Source organism: Flavobacteriales bacterium (genome assembly GCA_030584065.1).
Classification (GTDB): domain Bacteria; phylum Bacteroidota; class Bacteroidia; order Flavobacteriales_F; family PHOS-HE28; genus PHOS-HE28.
Window position 1 is genome coordinate 1,687,158 of sequence record CP129489.1, and the last position, 16,045, is coordinate 1,703,202.

The window sequence follows — 16,045 nt, forward strand, 5'->3', positions numbered from 1 at the left end:
CCGTGCTCCGGCCCCGTGCCGCGCGCGCCTCGGCCTTCCCCATCCCGCATCCCCATGGCCAATGGCGGTGGGCCATGCCATTCCTGCTCCTGCCCCAGCCTCCCGCCCCTGCTTCCTGAACAATGAAGACCCGCTACATCGACCTCATCGAGCAGACCTTCGACTTCCCGAAGGATGAGTTCAAGCTCGACGGCGACAACCTGATCTGGAACGACCTGCCGCTCATGGACCTGCTGCGGAAGCACGGCACGCCCCTGCGGATCAGCTACCTGCCCAAGATCGGCGAGAAGATCGAGATGGCCCGCGCCAGCTTCGCCAAGGCCTTCGCCGCGCACGATTATCAAGGACGCTACGAGTACTTCTACTGCACCAAGAGCAACCACTTCAGCTACGTCATCGACAAGGTGCTGGACAAGGGCGTGAACCTGGAGACCAGCAGCGCCTACGACCTGGAGATGATCGAGCTGCTCATCGAGCGCGGCCGCATCACCAAGGACAGCACCATCCTGTGCAACGGCTTCAAGGATGAGCGCTACATCAAGGGCATCGGCCGCCTGGCCAACCGCGGCTACAAGGTGGTGCCCATCATCGACAACATGGGCGAGATCTACGCGCTGGACGAGGTGATCGAGGGCACCTGCGACATCGGCATCCGCATCGCCGCCGAGGAGGCGCCCAAGTTCGAGTTCTACACCAGCCGCCTGGGAATCGGGTACAAGGACATCATCCCCTTCTACATGCGGAACATCAGCAAGCAGAAGAAGTTCCGCCTGAAGCTGATGCACTTCTTCATCAACACCGGCATCACCGACACCGCCTACTACTGGAATGAGCTCAGCAAGTGCGTGAACGTCTATTGCGATCTGTGGAAGCTCTGCCGCACGCTGGACACCCTTGACATCGGCGGCGGCCTGCCCATCAAGAACAGCCTCAACTTCAGCTTCGACACCGACTACATGATCGGCGAGATCGTGGGGCGCATCAAGGACGTGTGCGAGGAGAACAAGGTGCAGGAGCCCAACATCTTCAGCGAGTTCGGCAGCTTCACCGTGAGCGACAGCGGCGCCACCTTCTTCAGCATCGTGTACCAGAAGAAGCAGAACGAGAAGGAGCGCTGGAACATGATCGATGGGAGCTTCATGACCACGCTCCCCGACACCTGGGCCATCAGCAAGCGCTTCATCATGCTGCCCATCAACAACTGGCACGACGAGTACGAGCGCGTGTTCCTCGGCGGCATGACCTGCGACAGCGACGATTACTACAACAGCGAGCAGCACATCAACGCCATCTACCTCCCCAAGTACAGCGAGGACAAGCGGCAGTACATCGGCTACTTCAACACCGGCGCCTACCAGGACACCCTGGGCGGCTTCGGCGGCATCCAGCACTGCCTCATCCCCAAGCCCAAGCACGTGCTCATCGACCGCCGGCCCGACGGCACACTGGTCGACACCGTCTTCGCCGACACACAGAGCGCCGAGCGCATGCTGCAGCTGCTGGGCTACCTGCCCCTGGAGGAACCGGTCCGCAAGTAGGCCCCTTCGGGCTTTTGCGCCATAGGCCCGGCATCGCCGCGCCGGCATCGGGCATATATCGGCCCGCCTCTATATTTCGCCCCGAACCGCACCATGAGCCAGCCACGCCCCGTCTCCGCCTTCATCGAGAAGCACTTCCTGCACTTCAACGCCGCGGCCTTGGTGGATGCGGCCAAGGGCTACAAGGAGCACCTCGGCAAGGGCCGCAAGATGATGATCACCCTGGCCGGCGCCATGAGCACCGGCGAGCTGGGCAAGATCCTGGCAGAGATGATACGCCAGGGAAAGGTGGACATCATCAGCTGCACCGGCGCCAACCTGGAGGAGGACGTGATGAACCTGGTGGCGCACGACCATTACGAGCGCATCCCCCATTACCGCGACCTGACCCCGGAGCAGGAGCGTGCCCTGCTGGACCGCGGCATGAACCGGGTCACCGACACCTGCATCCCCGAGCATGAGGCCTTCCGGCGCCTGGAGAAGCACGTGCTCGACCTCTGGACCGCCGACGACAAGAGCGGCAACCGCCGGTTCCCCCACGAGTACTTCTATGAGATGATCCGCAGCGGCGTGCTCCAGCAGTACTACCAGATCGATCCGAAGGACAGCTGGATGGTTGCGGCCGCCGAGCGGAACCTGCCGATCATCTGCCCGGGCTGGGAGGACAGCACCCTGGGCAACATCTTCGCCGGCCATTGCATCACGGGCGACTGCAAGCCCTCCATGATGAAGAGCGGCATCGAGTACATGATGTTCCTGGCCGAGTGGTATACCGCCAACTGCGGGAAGGATGGCATCGGCTTCTTCCAGATCGGCGGCGGCATCGCGGGCGACTTCCCCATCTGCGTCGTCCCCATGCTCCATCAGGACCTCCAGCGCGACAGCATCCCTTTCTGGAGCTACTTCTGCCAGATCAGCGACAGCACCACCAGCTATGGCAGCTACAGCGGCGCCGTGCCCAACGAGAAGATCACCTGGGGCAAGCTGGACATCGACACGCCGAAGTACATCATCGAAAGTGATGCTACTATTGTGGCGCCCCTCATCTTCGCCTACGTCCTGGACATGTGAGCCCAGCAAGCCATGCAGCGACTCATCCGCTCCTTCAACACCTTGACCGACGAGCTCAAGGAGACCCTGCAGGAACAGTATCCCGACGGGATCGATGCCTCGCACATCAAGACCATCCCCACCGCCAAGGGCGACATCCTGCGCGTGATCGAGCTGCGCACGCCCGAGGCCATGTACCTCATCAAGATCAACGCGGAGAGCCGCGCCGAGATCGAGGAGTTCCTTGACCAGGAAAGCGATGCCAGCGTGCCTGCCGATGACATCGAGGAGGATGCCGGCCTGGAGGGCGCCGAGGACGCCGGGGACGAGGGCGACGAGGAGAGCGATGACATGGAGGAGGAGGACGACGAGGAAGAGGACGGCGACGAAGATGCCGGTGACGAGGGCGATGCCGGCGACGACGACGAGGATTGACCGCCACCCCTTGTGGCGCTGAGGGAAGGCCTTGGAGCGGGACGCTCCGGGGCCTTCTTACTTTTCGCCGAATCCTCAACCCATGAAAGGCACCTTCCACCTCGCCTTCGCCACCACGGACCTGAAGCGCATGAAGGCCTTCTACGGCAAGTTCCTCGGCTTGAAGGAAGGGCGCAGCGCCAAGACCTGGGTCGATTACGACTTCTTCGGCCACCAACTCACCATCCAGGAGGTACCGGTGACCTACCGCACCGCGCGCATATACAACCCCGAATCGAACGTGCCCAGCGACCACTGGGGCGTCGTGCTCTCCATGGCGGATTGGAAGAAGCTGCGCGACAAGCTCAAGAAGCTGGGCCATCCCTTCCACATCGAACCGCGAACGGTGATGAAGGGGCAAGTGGGCGAGCAGGTGAGCATGTTCATCGAGGACCCCGATGGGCATGCGATCGAGTTCAAGGCGTTCGACGACGAAGACGACCTGTTCAGGAAGGCGTGAATGCGCGCAGGGCCATCGCCCTCTTCCTGCAGGGTACCGCACGGCCAGGCTATGGCCCCGCCATCAGGCTCCGTCACCGCCCGTTCGCCAACGGGATCATCCCTGAGGGCACCACCCTGCCTGCTTCCGCCTGGGGCATCCCCGCCCTGGATCACTCCGCCAGCACGGCATGATGGAGCTCCATCGCTGCGGTCCCGGAACCGCATCATCGCGTCCTGCGAAGCGTCCGGCGCAATCCTCCGGTCAGTCAAGGAGCGACCCAGGCTCAGGCCCGGGGCGAAACCTGAAGCCGGAAATCGAAGCGCTGAGCGACCAATGATGGCCGAGGAAGCCCGGGCAATCCTGAAAAGCCTGCAGACACGGCTTCTCGCGCCACCTGGAATGTACCGCGGCATTGAGCCAGTGACTTAAGCAGCCGGCCCGGAACATCCTTGCCCTGCTGCTCGTCGGAACCGCCACCCTCACCTGCGGCGGCCTGTTCAAGACCCTGCACTGGCCCGGGGCCAATGCACAGCTCCTCCTCGGAGGTATGCTGCAGACAGCGATGGTGCTGGCGCTCAAGCTGGCCAAGGGCAACGACCCGAACTTCCAGCTCGATCGCTGGAACAAGACGCCTTGGGGAAGTCCGGCTCCGGCCGAACCGCTGATTCAATAGGAGCGCATGGCCACCAGGGCACCCTGCTCATCGTATTGCTCGCCGCGCAGGATGACGCCATCTGCGCAGGTCAAGCGACCAAGGACGTTATTGTCGTGGCCGCGGAACTCCCATACACCCTGACGCTGCCCATTGCTGAAGCCGGCCCGGGCCAGCAGCGCACCGGTATCGCTGAACTGCTTCCACACCCCATCACGGCGCCCCTTGCGGAAGCAGCCCATCTCTTTCACCCGGCCGTTCTCATGATAGGTGATGAAATGGATGCGGTCACCCTCTTGGTAGCGGGTCGCCTTCAACGTGCCATCGGGCCAGCGCTCCTGGCCGAGCAGCTCAGGCGACTGGGCAAGGCACAGGCTGGCAATCAGCAGCGCGGACAGAAGAAGAAAGTGGCGCATTTCTCCGGGTTCAGGTTCCCTTGGTACGCCCAAAGGTAGCCTAATGTTCACCCATGTTTAACATGGGCTTTACATTGAGCGAACCGGTCGGTGTTCGTCCACGGGCCCTGCCGGTCGGTCATCCGGCGCCCACCACCTCACCGCTAGAGGAAGCCCGTGCCACCGCTCCCACCCCCGAACCCAGCGGGCATGCGGGCCATGAACGGCCGCTCGCGCGGCGCCTCTCCTCAGAACGCCAATCTCCCCTGCTGCTCCATGGCCAGGCGCAGCTGCCCCACCTCCTTGCGCAGCTCCACCACGCTGCGGGCCAGTTCGTCGCGGCTCATGTTGGGCTCGGGCAGCTCGGCGCTGATGAAGTGCACGAACTTCCAGATCTCGAGCACATTGGTCACGGGCACTTCATAGGGCGCATAGAGCGGGTTGGTGCTGCAGAGCAGCAGGCTGCCCTTCTCCTTCAGCTGGTTGTACACCACCTTGAAGACGATTCCATCGTCCTTGGTGACCACGACGTAGGGCTGGCCGTCGCGGATCGTCTGCCAGTTCTGCACGTACTCGCCGGTCACCCACGAACCATCGGCCACGGGCGGCATGCTATCGCCGCTGATCTGGAAGGTGCGGTACTTGCGGTCCTTCGCGAGGAAGGGCATCTGGAAGGTGGGCAGGATGCTGATGTACTCCGGGTCAGCGTAGCCCAGCGCGTAGCCGGCCTTGGCCTTCTCGGGCACCAGCTCCACATTCTCCCGGTCCTGCTTGTCCACCGTGGTCGCCAGCACGCGCAGGCGCCGGCCGCTCAGATCGATGTCGCCGCCGCGCTCCAGGATTCCGAGCTGGCTCTCGCTGAGCTGGGTGAGGTCGTCGCGCAGCAGCTTGTCGATGCTCACCTTGTAGTACTCGCTGAGCCGCACCAGCAGGTCGAAGCTGGGCTCGGCGCTGCCGTTCTCATAGCCGCTGTAGCTCGACCGCTTCACGTCGAGGGCGATGGCCACTTCCTCCTGCGAGCGGCCGCGACGGGTGCGCAGGAGCTTGATGTTGCTTCCGAAGACTGCGTTTGCCATTGGAGTGACGGGGTTGAAGGTTGGAGGTTGGGGCGGTTGAGCGTTGTTCAGTGGCAGGTTGAAGGTTGGCTAGGATTCGCCGGGCTTGAAGCCAATGGCCCTGCGCGATTGCTCCGTGCCGGAAACCATGGCGGTCAGGTGGTTGAAGAGGGCTTGGATCTCCTCGTCGTGGCCGCTCACGCGCTCTTCCAATGCCTCCAGCCTCCGCAAGAGATCCTGCTGGGCAAGGAGGACCTCCCGCATGCGTGCGAAGACTCGGATGACATGGATACTGACTTGAATGGCCTGTTCACTGCCAAGTACGCTGGACAGCATGGCCACGCCCTGCTCGGTGAAAACCAAGGGAGCATAGCGCACCCCGCCCCAGCTTGAGGTGCCAGATCGGCTCCTCAAGATCTCGTTCTCCTCTTTGGAGAGTTCGAACATGAAATCCTCTGGGAAACGGGACAGGTTGCGCCGCACCTGCCGCTTGAGCTGCTTGGTCTCCACGCCGTAGAGCTCGGCCAAGTCCCGGTCCAGCATCACTTTGCGGCCACGGATATCATGGATGCGGCCCGTGATGGCCTCGTCGGCCGGTGGAGCAAGACCATAGCCGGCCCGCGGCTCCATTGCCAGGGTATCCGTCAGCGGCATGACCGTTTCCACGGCACAAGTATATGGCCGTTTTCCCAGAATCCAACCGACGGATATTCCGTCAACCGGTTCTTGTTGATGGAGACGGGCTGGGAATCCCTCAGCCTTCAGCAGCCTCCCGCTTCACCCACGCCTGCACCATCCTCAGCTGCCCGTAACCGAAGCGCCCCTCAAAGTAGCCCGCCGCCTCATTCAGTCCCTTGGAAGGATTCTCGCGCATCCAATCGGCGATGAGGTCGCGCTCCGAATCGGGCATCAGGCCCTCGATCCCGATTTCACCTTCAGCGATGCCGCGTGCGATATGCCCCTCGATGGTGCTCTTCGCCATCTGCCTCTTCTGCGCGATCTGCTCCAGCGTGAGGCCCTCCTTCACCAAGACGTAGGTGGTGGCGTAGGTGGCACCCTTAGCGGGTCGACCCTGTGATTCGATGCCCGTATCCTCACCAGGAGCAGCGTCATCCGTCTTGCGCTTGCGCCGCTTTCCCGTCTTGCCCTTGGGCCGGTGCTCCTCAGCCCAGGCACGCGCCTCGCCCACCATGGCGGCGCGCTTCGCGGCCAGGCCCTGCTCGATCGCCTTCTGCCGCTGAATCTCCTCGCCGCTGAGGATGCAGCGCGTGATGTAGCCCACCTTGGCGATGGTGGCGATGCGCTTCATCAGCATGCCGTCGATCTCCTTCAGCGCATTGGTGTACTCCTTCGTTCGGCTCAGCAGCTCAGCCTGCGCCATGTGCCGGAAAAGGGCCTTCATCTGCGCCTGCAGCAGGTCGCCGTAGTAGGCGCCGCCCTTCTCGATGCGCACCAGCAGCTCATCGCGCTTGTCCTCGAAGAGCAACCGCATGAGCTGGCCCTGGAACTTGCGCGTGTTCTCCTCCTCGCCCCGCAGGGTGTCGCGCAGCACCTGCAGCGCGGTCTTCATGCTTTCCTCCTCGAACTGGGCGGTCTCCGGGTGGTCCTTCTGGGTCCACTCCACCTTGCGCAGCAGCTCGCTGAGGTCGAAGGTGCTTGTGAGCAGCTGCTGCAGGTACTCGCGCTGCTTCGCCTTCAGCTGGTCCGGCAAAGGCTCCTGCTGCTCGCCCCGCTGGGTGAAGGCCACCACATCCTTGTCGCTGCTCACCACCGAGGGGTCGATGCGCGTGCGCAGTATCAGCCCGTCGAGGGATCGCAGGCGCGATAGCGCCACGTACACCTGTCCCGGCGCGAAGGCCTGCCCCACGTCGATGATGGCCCTGCTGAAGGTGAGGCCCTGGCTCTTGTGCACCGTGATGGCCCAAGCGAGCTTGATGGGGTATTGCTCGAAGGTGCCCAGCACCTCCTCTTCCTGCTCCTTCGTGGCCGCGTTCACCACGTAGCGCTTGTTCTCCCAGGTCTCCCGCTTGAGCTTGTAGGTTGTGGGGGAGAGCGCATCCCCCACCCCATCGTACATGCGCACGGTGATGCCATCGTCATCAAGCTGCTCCACGCGCGCCAGCTTGCCGTTGAAGTACATCCTGTCCGGATCGTTCTTCACGAACATGATCTGCGCGCCCGCCTTGAGCTCGATGCGCTCCAGGACCGGGTACATGCTCTGCGGGAATTCGCCTTCGATGCTGGCCTCGTAGGCGTGGGCCTTGCCCGTCAGCTGGGCCAGCGCCTGCTGGTTGATCTCGTCGGCCTTGTAGTTGTGCGTGGTGAGGGTGATGACGCCCGCGCTGTCGGCCTGGCTGATGGCGGGGCGGTAGTGCGCGTTCAGCTCAGCCACATCCTGGGGCTGCACCCGGTTGTCGCGCAGGTTGTTGAGGATGCGGATGAAGCGGTCGTCCTGCTGGCGGAAGATGCGGTCGAGCTCGATGTGCGCGTAGCCATGCTGCTTCAGCACCAGGCTCTCGAAGAAATGCATGCTCGCGTAGTACCGCTGCATCACCCGCCACTCGTCGTCCTTCACCACGGGCGGCAGCTGGTACAGGTCGCCGATGAGCAGCACCTGCGCGCCGCCGAAGCTCTCGCGGCGGTTCTGGCGCACGGCGCGCATGCGGAAGTCGATGGCGTCGAGCACATCGGCCCGGAGCATGCTCACCTCGTCGATGATGAGCAGGTCCACCTCGCGCAGCACGTTCCGCCGCAGCGCGTTGAGGGGGTGCCGGCGCGTGAGCGTATCCTGGTCGTGGTAGGCGCCTTCGGGGATGTCCAACGGCCGTTGCTTCTCGGGCAGGAAGGCCCCGAAGGGCAGCAGGAACTGGCTGTGGATGGTGACCCCTTTCGCATTGAGCGCCGCGATGCCCGTGGGCGCCAGGATTACGTAGCGCTTGTGGGTGCTGGCGGCCAGCTTGTGCAGGAAGGTGGTCTTTCCGGTGCCCGCCTTTCCGGTGAGGAAGACGTGGCGATTGGTGCTGTTGACGAAGCGCGCGGCCAAGGCGGCCATCTCGGTCTCGATGTGAGCTTCGTGGGGAACAGCGATCTGTGGCTTCACGTGGCGAAGTACGGAAGCGCTCTCTTCATGCGGTGCGTGCATGCTTCATGGCTGAACGGAACGGCTCCGGCTGTCACTGACGGAAACCCCGTCACCCGGCACGGCTGCAATGTAATCGCGCTCACCATCCGTCGCACCTCCTTGCCCGACCTTCGCGCCGCATGAATTGGACCGCCCTTACCGACGAGGCGCAGCTCGACGCCATCGACCAGCAATCCGCCGAGCGACCGGTGCTCATCTTCAAGCACAGCACGCGATGCAGCATCAGCAGCGCCGCGCTGAACCGCCTAGAGAGCGCATGGGGCGCAGCTGACGAAGACTTGGGCGCCATCTACCTGCTCGACCTCATCCGCCATCGCGGCATCTCGAATGCCATCGCCGACCGCTACGGGGTGCAGCACGAATCGCCGCAGGTGCTGGTGATCCGCCATGGTCGCTGCGTCCACCATGCCTCGCACTTCGGCATCACCTGCGCCGGAAGCAAGGAAGCCCTGCATACGGCAGGGCTTCCGGCATAGGGTCGTGCACCGCTACCGCTCCACCGCGAAGCGAACGGCCTCATCGCCGATGCGCATCACGTAGAGCCCAGCCTTCAGCACGGAGACATCGAATCGCAGCCGCTGACCGGACACCCGCTCCGTGAGCACCGCACGCCCACTGGCATCGAGCACCTCGGCTGGCGCATTCACCTCAGGCGCCTCCAGCGCCACCTCGACCATCGTGCTCGCAGGGTTCGGGAAGAGCCGGAAGCGACCCGCAGTGCGCTCATCGATGCCGATGGTGATGTTGCTGATGCGCGTGAGACCCGTGCTGGTGGCCACCCAGATGCTGTTGCTCGCATCCTTGGCCAGACGGCGCACGTTCGGCCCCGCGAGGCCATCGGGCTCCTCGTACTGGCTCCAGGCGCCGTTGGCGTACACGCTCACCCCGCCCACCGTCACCAGGTAGTCCACATACACACCGGCCCAGATGCGGCCCGCATTGTCCACCAGCATGTCGGTGATGGGATTCAGCTCATCGGGCGGCGGCAGGATGAAGACATGCTCATGGTCAGCGCTGTGCACGTTGGAGGCATCCAGCACGGAGACGCCCTCGGCGGTGCCCACCCATTTGCTCTGCTGCGCATCCACGGCAATGCTGCGGATGCGGTTGCTCAAGAGCCCGTCCGCCATTGTGATGGCCGTGAAGGCACTACCGTTGTACACGATCACGCCGCCCAGGCCGCCGCCTAGGAGCACATCGCCATTGCTGGCGAAGGCCACGTGCGTGGCGCCGCCGAAGGGGATATCCGGTGAGCCGAAGGCCGTGAAGTCGCCGGCGCCGGTGCGCCGGGTGGCGCCGTTGATGGTGGCGAACCAGATGTCGTTGTTGGGCGCCTGCTTGATGTTCTTGACCTCGTTGTCGCCAAGGCCATCGGCGGTGGTGAAGGCGGTCCACGACGATCCATCGTAGCGGCTCGCCCCGAAGTCGGTGCCGGCCCAGACATCGCCGTTGCTCATCACGGCGATGGCGTACACATCATCATTCACCAGGCCAGGACTGGTGGCCGCCGTGTAGGTGGTGAAGGTGCTTCCGTTGAAGCTCACCACGCCGGCGCCGGTCGCGAGCCAGATGGTGCCATTCGGCGCCACCGCCACATCGCGCAGGTCATCCGTGGGCAGGCCCTCGGCCATGCGCCACGTGGTGAAGGTCTGGGCTTCGGCGGAGAGCAGCCCGGCGAAGGCAAGCAGGGCGAGGAACTGTTTCATGGGATGATGATGAAGGGTTTGCTCAGGGTGGCGTCGCCGAAGGTGGCGCGCAAGGTGTAATGCCCGGCAGGAAGGCCGTAGGCATCCACTTCGACGAGCTGACGGCTGCTGCGTTTGATCGGGCCGGCCATCCTTCGGCCATCGGCGCGGAAGACCTCCACCTCGAATTCGCCATCCCGGTCGACGAAGGCGAGCACCTGCGCGGTGGCCGGATTGGGCCAGAGCTGGAAAGCCGCGTCGGTATCGAAGCCTACTACGATGTGGTTGTAGGTCTTGAAGGTCGGTGCCATCCGCTTGAACGCGCCCGTTCCGTTGGGTGACCGCGCCCAGGAGTAGATCGGGTACTGTTGGCCGAAAGCGACCTGATCGATGACGTTCTCCGCATCGTACGCCAGCAGCAGGGTCCCCCCTTCCGCATCGAGCTTGAAGCCGGCATGGTAGTCATCCACCCACTCGCGGTCGTCGGCCCAGATGATGAGGTACTCGCCGGGCGCCAGGATGAAACCGGGCATGAACCACTTCTGCGGATCATCGGGATCGTCGCTCATGTACAAGCCCGCCGTGCTGATGGTGCTGCCGCTCGCGTTGTACAGCTCGATCCAATCACCGGTGGCGCCGGAGGCATCCGCTTGGGTGCGGTTGTCGGCCATGAACTCGTTGATCACCAGCATGCCCGGCTCGATGCGCGTGAACGCGCGGTGTGTCTTGTATGCGGCGCCACGGGGGTTGAATTCGCCCGCCAGGGCATTCTCCGCGTAGATGTAATACTCGATCAGGTTCGATTCGGCGGTGATCACGGCGCCGTAGACGCCATCGTCCGTCGCGCCGTCGCCGTGCAGGCCATCGTCGAGCAGGGCGGTCTTCGCGAACCGACCATTCATACCGAACCGGTAGGCAAGGAAGGCCGTGTCGCTGCCGCTGATGGCGCTGGTGATGGTCAAGGGCTCCCCGACCACGATGTCGACCGGCGCGGTCTGCGGCCAGCCGATCGAGGGCTGCCCGGTGAAGCCCGGATAGGATTGCAGGTAGGCGGCGCGCCCGGTCATGAGCTGCGCGATGCCGGGATAGGTGATGGTGAAGCTCACCGGGTCGGCCAGGTTGTCGAGGAAGCCCTGGTAACTGTAGAACTTGTTCGGGTCGGCCTGAACATGCGCATCGATCAGCGTGCGCAGCTGCGCTGCGAGCTGGTAGATATCGCCGTTGGTGAAATGCTCATCGAGGATCGCGCGGATGTGCGCCAGGTACATGCGCCGCCGCATCGGGTCCTGGAAGAGGCTGCGCATGAGCGGCCGTTCCGACACGCTGACGCCGTTGTAGTGGCTCAGGGGATCGATGTTCATGGCCTGCGCGATGCTGAACCCGTTCCAATAAGTGCTGGCATCGGTTAGCCGGAAGGCTCCGAAGCTCATGTTCATGTCCCATGGGATCGTGTTCCACAGGCCATCGCGGTCGCGGTACAGGTAGTAGTTCTGCGCGTAGCCCACATAGCTGTCGAAGTTGATGAGGGCATAGTTGAGCGCATGCATCCAGAGGGCACGGTCCACATTGAGCACGCTGTCGATCCGGTCGGGATGTAGGTTCAGCGCGTCGATCAGGTCGAGCAGGTGGCCCCAGCCGTGCGCGCTCTGAAGCTCGTACAGGTCGAAGTAGGCCGTGCTGTCGGTGCCGGGCGCATCGCTCAGGTTGCAGTTGTCGCCGGTCAGGTCGACCGTGGGCGGATTGCCCTTCACGAAGGATCCGTCGTTGTCGCCGAAATGCGCGGCGAGGAAATCGTTGCCGACATCCTCGGTGATGACATAGAGGCCCTGGAGCGTGTCGTTCACCCACACGTTGGCATAGCCGGTCCGCGAGGCGGGCATGTACTCGCGGGCGATCGCGTAGGTGAGCGTCTCGCGCAGGAAGCTGGGGTCCTGGAACACGTTGCTGAGCTTGAGCTTATTCTGGCCCTGGTAGCTCTGGCCGCTCACCGTGTGATTGAGGTCGATGTTGAACGGGTTCTTGATCCGGCCGGCGCTGTACGAGCTGTAGCCCTTGAAGCGTACTCCGCAGCCGCTCAGCACCGTCCCGTTGATGCTCACCTGCCCGACGAGGCGGCCGTTCTGCCCCTCCGTGTAGAGGTCCTCGAGCCGCGCGCGCCAATCCGGCTCGGCGAAGCTGATGCGGATCTCATGCACCGCGCTCAGGTCGAACAAGGAGGCTTGCGGCCGCGCCTGGATCGCTGCGGCCGTGAACAGGACCGAGAGCAGGATACGCGACCGCATCAATGCGCCACCACCAGCCTGCGGGATTGTCGCTCACCGGTGCCATGCTCAAGCACCACGGTGTACACGCCATCGGGCAGGTCGCTCACGTCGATGGTCCACCCGGGAAGCTCGCGCTTCACCTCGCGGCCGCTGGCATCGTGCACCACGAAGGCGCGAAGGGTCTGCACGTCAACCCCCATAAGGTTCACTTGCTCGCGCGCCGGATTCGGGAACATGCCGAAGGCGGCCAGCTCCTCATCGGTGGGCACATCGGTGGTGATGCCGCAAGGGTCATTGAGCAGGTTGATGATGCCAGGGTGGTCGCAGGTGTACCGGAAGGCACGCTGAGGGCTGGCATTGTATTGCCAGATGACCTGATTGCCGCTGTTCACCTCGTACAGGTACTGGCCGCTGGGCGCGCAGAACACGTTGCCGTTGGGCATGATGTCGGCCGAGCTCTGCCCGCTGGCATAGGCCAGGCAGGTGTGTCTCCAGCCGTAGTTCGCCGGCCCCCACACAGTGCCGGGCGTCCACGGGTAGGTGTAGCCATTCCGGTCGGGGTTGATGGCATCGACGGTGCTGGTGCTGCTGCCGCCGCCGTTGTTGTTGAAGAAGGAGATCCAGCCGTCCATGGAGCCACCCTTCACCCATTTCACATCATGGACCGCCGCCGGGATGCGCTGCGGGCCGGCCACCGCGTAGTTGGCGGGCTTGCCCCAGCGGAAGAGGAAATCGCCGCCACGGCCCGCGTTGCCGCCGGTGTGCCCTGCGGCCTCGGCGGTGGTGGTGCTGTGGTCGATGATGAAGATCTCGCTCAGGTGGCGCGCACTGAAGGCGATCTGGTCCAGCTCCTCGTTGTAGTCGATGCCGTTCTCATGGAACCAGTCTATTCCGCCGCCCGGACCGCCGCCGCCGCTGATCGCCACATTGATGTTCATGCGCTCCGGGTGCTCCGCGATGGGCATGTAGTTGGGCTTGGCCGGGTCAGCGTACTGGATGAAGCGGTCCCACATATCCCACTGCCAGACGATCTGCGCCGTGCTGCCCGTGGGTTGGATCTCGATGATGCGCCCCGGATACTTGGCCGTGGTGCCTGTGTAACCCGCCGCCTGCAGCTCAGCGAGGGTCTTCCGGGCATACGCCAGGAGCAGCACGTTCCCGTTGGGCATGAGGCAGAAGTCGTGATGGGTGATGTAATCAGCGCTGGAGTAAACGAACTCCCACACCACCTGGCCCTGCGGATTCAGTTCCTGCACCTTGCCGCTGCCTGCGGCGGTGTTGATCTGGTTGCCTACGTTCACCGCGGATCGCACCAGATTGCCATTGGGCTTCAAGGCCATGGCGTAGCTGAAGGACGTCGGGCAGTTCCACGTGTAGGCGATCTGCTGGTTGGCGTTGATGAGCCGCGCCGTGGTCTGGTTGGTGAGGTTGTAGAGGGCGAAGCCATCGAACTGGGCGCCGGCCTCGATGGCGGCCAGGGCCCAAGCGGCTGCAATGGCCTTGCTCAGCAGGCGGTCAGGGAACATGCACATGGGGTTTGGGTGGGGGCATGCGCCCTGATGCCAGGTCGCATGCAGACAAATGTGTTAAAGGGATGGACACGCACGATTAATGATGGTTTAATGCAGTCCCCTTCGCGACCAATCAGCGCCCCGAGACGACCAACCCGGCACCGGTAAGCGCCGTCAACCCAACGGAATCGCCGCCATCAGGGCATACTCCGCCCCTGGCACCAAGGGCCGCCGCAGCAACTGCACATGCCGCACCTCCTCGGCTGCGGCGAAGCGGTGGGGCGCCAGCATGGCCCAAGCCTCCTTGAACTGATCGGGGCGGAGCCCTGCGGCAATCGTCAGGTGCGGGTGCGTGGTCTCGCGGATGGCCTGACCGATACGCGGATCAGCCAGCGCGGCAGCAGCCAGCGGTGCGCGCATTGCTCCGATGCGCTCCTTCTCCACCGGATCGATGTAGATGGTCCGCCCATCCGGGAAATGGGTGATGCCGGAGTAGGTCAGTCCGAACGGCGCCAGGGCCACAGCGGTCGCTTCAACCGCCTGCTGCAGCCGCGGCCCCAGGCCCTCTTCCAGATCAGCGAAGAACAAGGTGAGGTGCGGCACCACCCTCCTGCCACTGAAGCTTCCGATGCGCGCATGCAGCCGGTCACGAGCGGCGCAGACGAACGTGGAAACCGACTCGTCCGGCCGGATGATCAGCAGGAACCGATGGCAGGGCGCCATGGTGCAAAGCAAGGGCATCGTAACCTTGCTCCATGTGCTACGGGGTGAAGGCCCGCACCGAGATGGCCCTGCGCATCGCGAAGAGCCGCGGGAACAAGGGGGCTGCGGAGAAACTGGCACGCCTGCTCGCCCCTCCTTTGGAGGGCGATGGACCATCGGAAGGCCTCACGGACCTGCATTTTGGCAACGCCTTTTCCCACCCTCGGCTGGTGGTCTATACCGATGCCGCCCCCCACGAGCCTCAGCTGTCCATCTGGGGGCTCATCCCCTCTTGGGTTAAGGACGACGGGAAGCGCAAGCAGCTCTGGAACCAGACCCTGAACGCACGGGGAGAGACCATCTTCGAGAAACCGGCTTTCCGCGCGTCGGCCCGGGAAAAGCGCTGCCTGGTCCATGTGGAGGGCTTCTATGAGCACCACCATCTGGGCAAGCGCACCTATCCGTACTTCATCCGGCTCAAGCACCGCCCCCACTTCGCCCTCGCCGGCTTGTGGGAGCGCTGGAAGGACCCGGCAACCGGGGAGGCCCACCATACCTTCAGCATCGTCACCTGTGCAGGGAATGACCTCATGACCCGCATTCACAACAAGCCCAACGCAATGGACAGTGCCTCCAAGGAGACCGGACGCATGCCCGTGATCCTCACCGAGGCCGAAGAGGACCTCTGGCTGATGCCCATCCGGTCGGATGCGGACCAACGGGTCATTCAGGGGCTCATCAAGCCCTACCCGGCCGATGCCATGACCGCGCATCCGGTTCGGCACCTGCTGGGCAAGGATGGCATCGGCAATCATCCGGCGGCAAGCGCCCCCTTCAACTACCCGGAACTGGCCCTCGCCGACCCGCTTCATCCTTGAGAGCGGACCGCGTGAACGGCCGGCTCTTCCCCTACAACGCCACAGCGGACCAGTATGCCGCGCACATCGCCGAGCACTTCAGCGATCCGGACCTGTACGAACGGACCGCGCTTGCCGCCTTCGACCACCACGACCACCAGCTTTCGTGGGATGCCGTGGGACATCGTATCCAGGACATCCTGCTGGCCGCCATCGGGAACGGCCATGAAGTGGTCACCACCCGGTGAACCTGTCGCCTTCCGCCGTGTACTGCCGGC

General features: G+C 63.8%; 17 protein-coding genes. 9 read left to right on the forward strand and 8 right to left on the reverse strand.

Features of this window, described 5'->3' with window-relative positions:
* Nucleotides 1–122: 122 nt before the first annotated feature.
* From QY325_07350 to QY325_07375, 6 genes are all read left to right on the forward strand, one after another.
* Complete coding sequence (locus QY325_07350) at nucleotides 123–1,538, forward strand: arginine decarboxylase (protein WKZ67737.1); 1,416 nt, start codon at nucleotides 123–125, stop codon at nucleotides 1,536–1,538.
* 93 nt (nucleotides 1,539–1,631) lie between these two features.
* Complete coding sequence (locus QY325_07355; protein WKZ67738.1) at nucleotides 1,632–2,609, forward strand: deoxyhypusine synthase family protein; 978 nt, start codon at nucleotides 1,632–1,634, stop codon at nucleotides 2,607–2,609.
* Between the two features lie 12 nt (nucleotides 2,610–2,621).
* The gene (locus QY325_07360) at nucleotides 2,622–3,023 is read left to right on the forward strand and encodes a hypothetical protein (GenBank protein WKZ67739.1); all 402 of its coding nucleotides are present in this window, start codon (nucleotides 2,622–2,624) and stop codon (nucleotides 3,021–3,023) included.
* A gap of 82 nt (nucleotides 3,024–3,105) precedes the next feature.
* Complete coding sequence (locus QY325_07365; protein ID WKZ67740.1) at nucleotides 3,106–3,522, forward strand: VOC family protein; 417 nt, start codon at nucleotides 3,106–3,108, stop codon at nucleotides 3,520–3,522.
* Complete coding sequence (locus tag QY325_07370) at nucleotides 3,519–3,695, forward strand: hypothetical protein (protein ID WKZ67741.1); 177 nt, start codon at nucleotides 3,519–3,521, stop codon at nucleotides 3,693–3,695. Before QY325_07365 ends, QY325_07370 begins: the two co-directional genes overlap by 4 nt.
* Before the next feature lie 356 nt (nucleotides 3,696–4,051).
* On the forward strand, nucleotides 4,052–4,177 hold the full coding sequence (locus QY325_07375) for a hypothetical protein (GenBank protein ID WKZ67742.1): 126 nt from the start codon (nucleotides 4,052–4,054) through the stop codon (nucleotides 4,175–4,177).
* On the opposite strand, the gene QY325_07380 is transcribed toward QY325_07375, so the two are convergent.
* From QY325_07380 to QY325_07395, 4 genes are all read right to left on the reverse strand, one after another.
* Nucleotides 4,171–4,572, reverse strand: a complete 402-nt coding sequence (locus tag QY325_07380; protein WKZ67743.1) for a hypothetical protein — start codon at nucleotides 4,570–4,572, stop codon at nucleotides 4,171–4,173. The genes QY325_07375 and QY325_07380 overlap by 7 nt on opposite strands.
* 227 nt (nucleotides 4,573–4,799) lie before the next feature.
* The gene (locus QY325_07385) at nucleotides 4,800–5,627 is read right to left on the reverse strand and encodes a LexA family transcriptional regulator (protein WKZ67744.1); all 828 of its coding nucleotides are present in this window, start codon (nucleotides 5,625–5,627) and stop codon (nucleotides 4,800–4,802) included.
* Between the two features lie 69 nt (nucleotides 5,628–5,696).
* Complete coding sequence (locus QY325_07390) at nucleotides 5,697–6,272, reverse strand: ORF6N domain-containing protein (GenBank protein WKZ67745.1); 576 nt, start codon at nucleotides 6,270–6,272, stop codon at nucleotides 5,697–5,699.
* A gap of 88 nt (nucleotides 6,273–6,360) precedes the next feature.
* Complete coding sequence (locus QY325_07395; protein WKZ67746.1) at nucleotides 6,361–8,706, reverse strand: AAA family ATPase; 2,346 nt, start codon at nucleotides 8,704–8,706, stop codon at nucleotides 6,361–6,363.
* Between the two features lie 161 nt (nucleotides 8,707–8,867).
* Between QY325_07395 and ytxJ the strand changes: the two genes are divergently transcribed.
* Nucleotides 8,868–9,224 (forward strand): bacillithiol system redox-active protein YtxJ, encoded by a 357-nt coding sequence (ytxJ, locus tag QY325_07400; GenBank protein WKZ67747.1) that lies wholly within the window; start codon nucleotides 8,868–8,870, stop codon nucleotides 9,222–9,224.
* 12 nt (nucleotides 9,225–9,236) lie between these two features.
* Here the strand turns inward: ytxJ and QY325_07405 are convergent, their stop codons facing one another.
* The 4 genes from QY325_07405 to QY325_07420 all read right to left on the reverse strand — a co-directional run bounded on the left by QY325_07405 (nucleotide 9,237) and on the right by QY325_07420 (nucleotide 14,931).
* On the reverse strand, nucleotides 9,237–10,454 hold the full coding sequence (locus QY325_07405) for a T9SS type A sorting domain-containing protein (protein WKZ67748.1): 1,218 nt from the start codon (nucleotides 10,452–10,454) through the stop codon (nucleotides 9,237–9,239).
* The gene (locus QY325_07410; GenBank protein ID WKZ67749.1) at nucleotides 10,451–12,715 is read right to left on the reverse strand and encodes a CotH kinase family protein; all 2,265 of its coding nucleotides are present in this window, start codon (nucleotides 12,713–12,715) and stop codon (nucleotides 10,451–10,453) included. The genes QY325_07405 and QY325_07410 overlap by 4 nt, the downstream gene beginning before the upstream one ends.
* On the reverse strand, nucleotides 12,715–14,223 hold the full coding sequence (locus tag QY325_07415) for an aryl-sulfate sulfotransferase (protein ID WKZ67750.1): 1,509 nt from the start codon (nucleotides 14,221–14,223) through the stop codon (nucleotides 12,715–12,717). Before QY325_07415 ends, QY325_07410 begins: the two co-directional genes overlap by 1 nt.
* A 159-nt stretch (nucleotides 14,224–14,382) precedes the next feature.
* Nucleotides 14,383–14,931: a 2'-5' RNA ligase family protein gene (locus tag QY325_07420; GenBank protein ID WKZ67751.1), complete on the reverse strand. Its 549-nt coding sequence runs from the start codon at nucleotides 14,929–14,931 to the stop codon at nucleotides 14,383–14,385.
* Nucleotides 14,932–14,963: 32 nt separating this feature from the next.
* On the opposite strand from QY325_07420, the gene QY325_07425 reads away from it, so the two are divergent.
* Together QY325_07425 and QY325_07430 are read left to right on the forward strand one after the other, a co-directional pair.
* A complete protein-coding gene (locus tag QY325_07425; protein WKZ67752.1) occupies nucleotides 14,964–15,788 on the forward strand; it encodes an SOS response-associated peptidase in 825 nt (274 codons plus the stop codon).
* Complete coding sequence (locus tag QY325_07430; protein ID WKZ67753.1) at nucleotides 15,785–16,015, forward strand: hypothetical protein; 231 nt, start codon at nucleotides 15,785–15,787, stop codon at nucleotides 16,013–16,015. Before QY325_07425 ends, QY325_07430 begins: the two co-directional genes overlap by 4 nt.
* The last annotated feature ends 30 nt before the right edge of the window (nucleotides 16,016–16,045 follow it).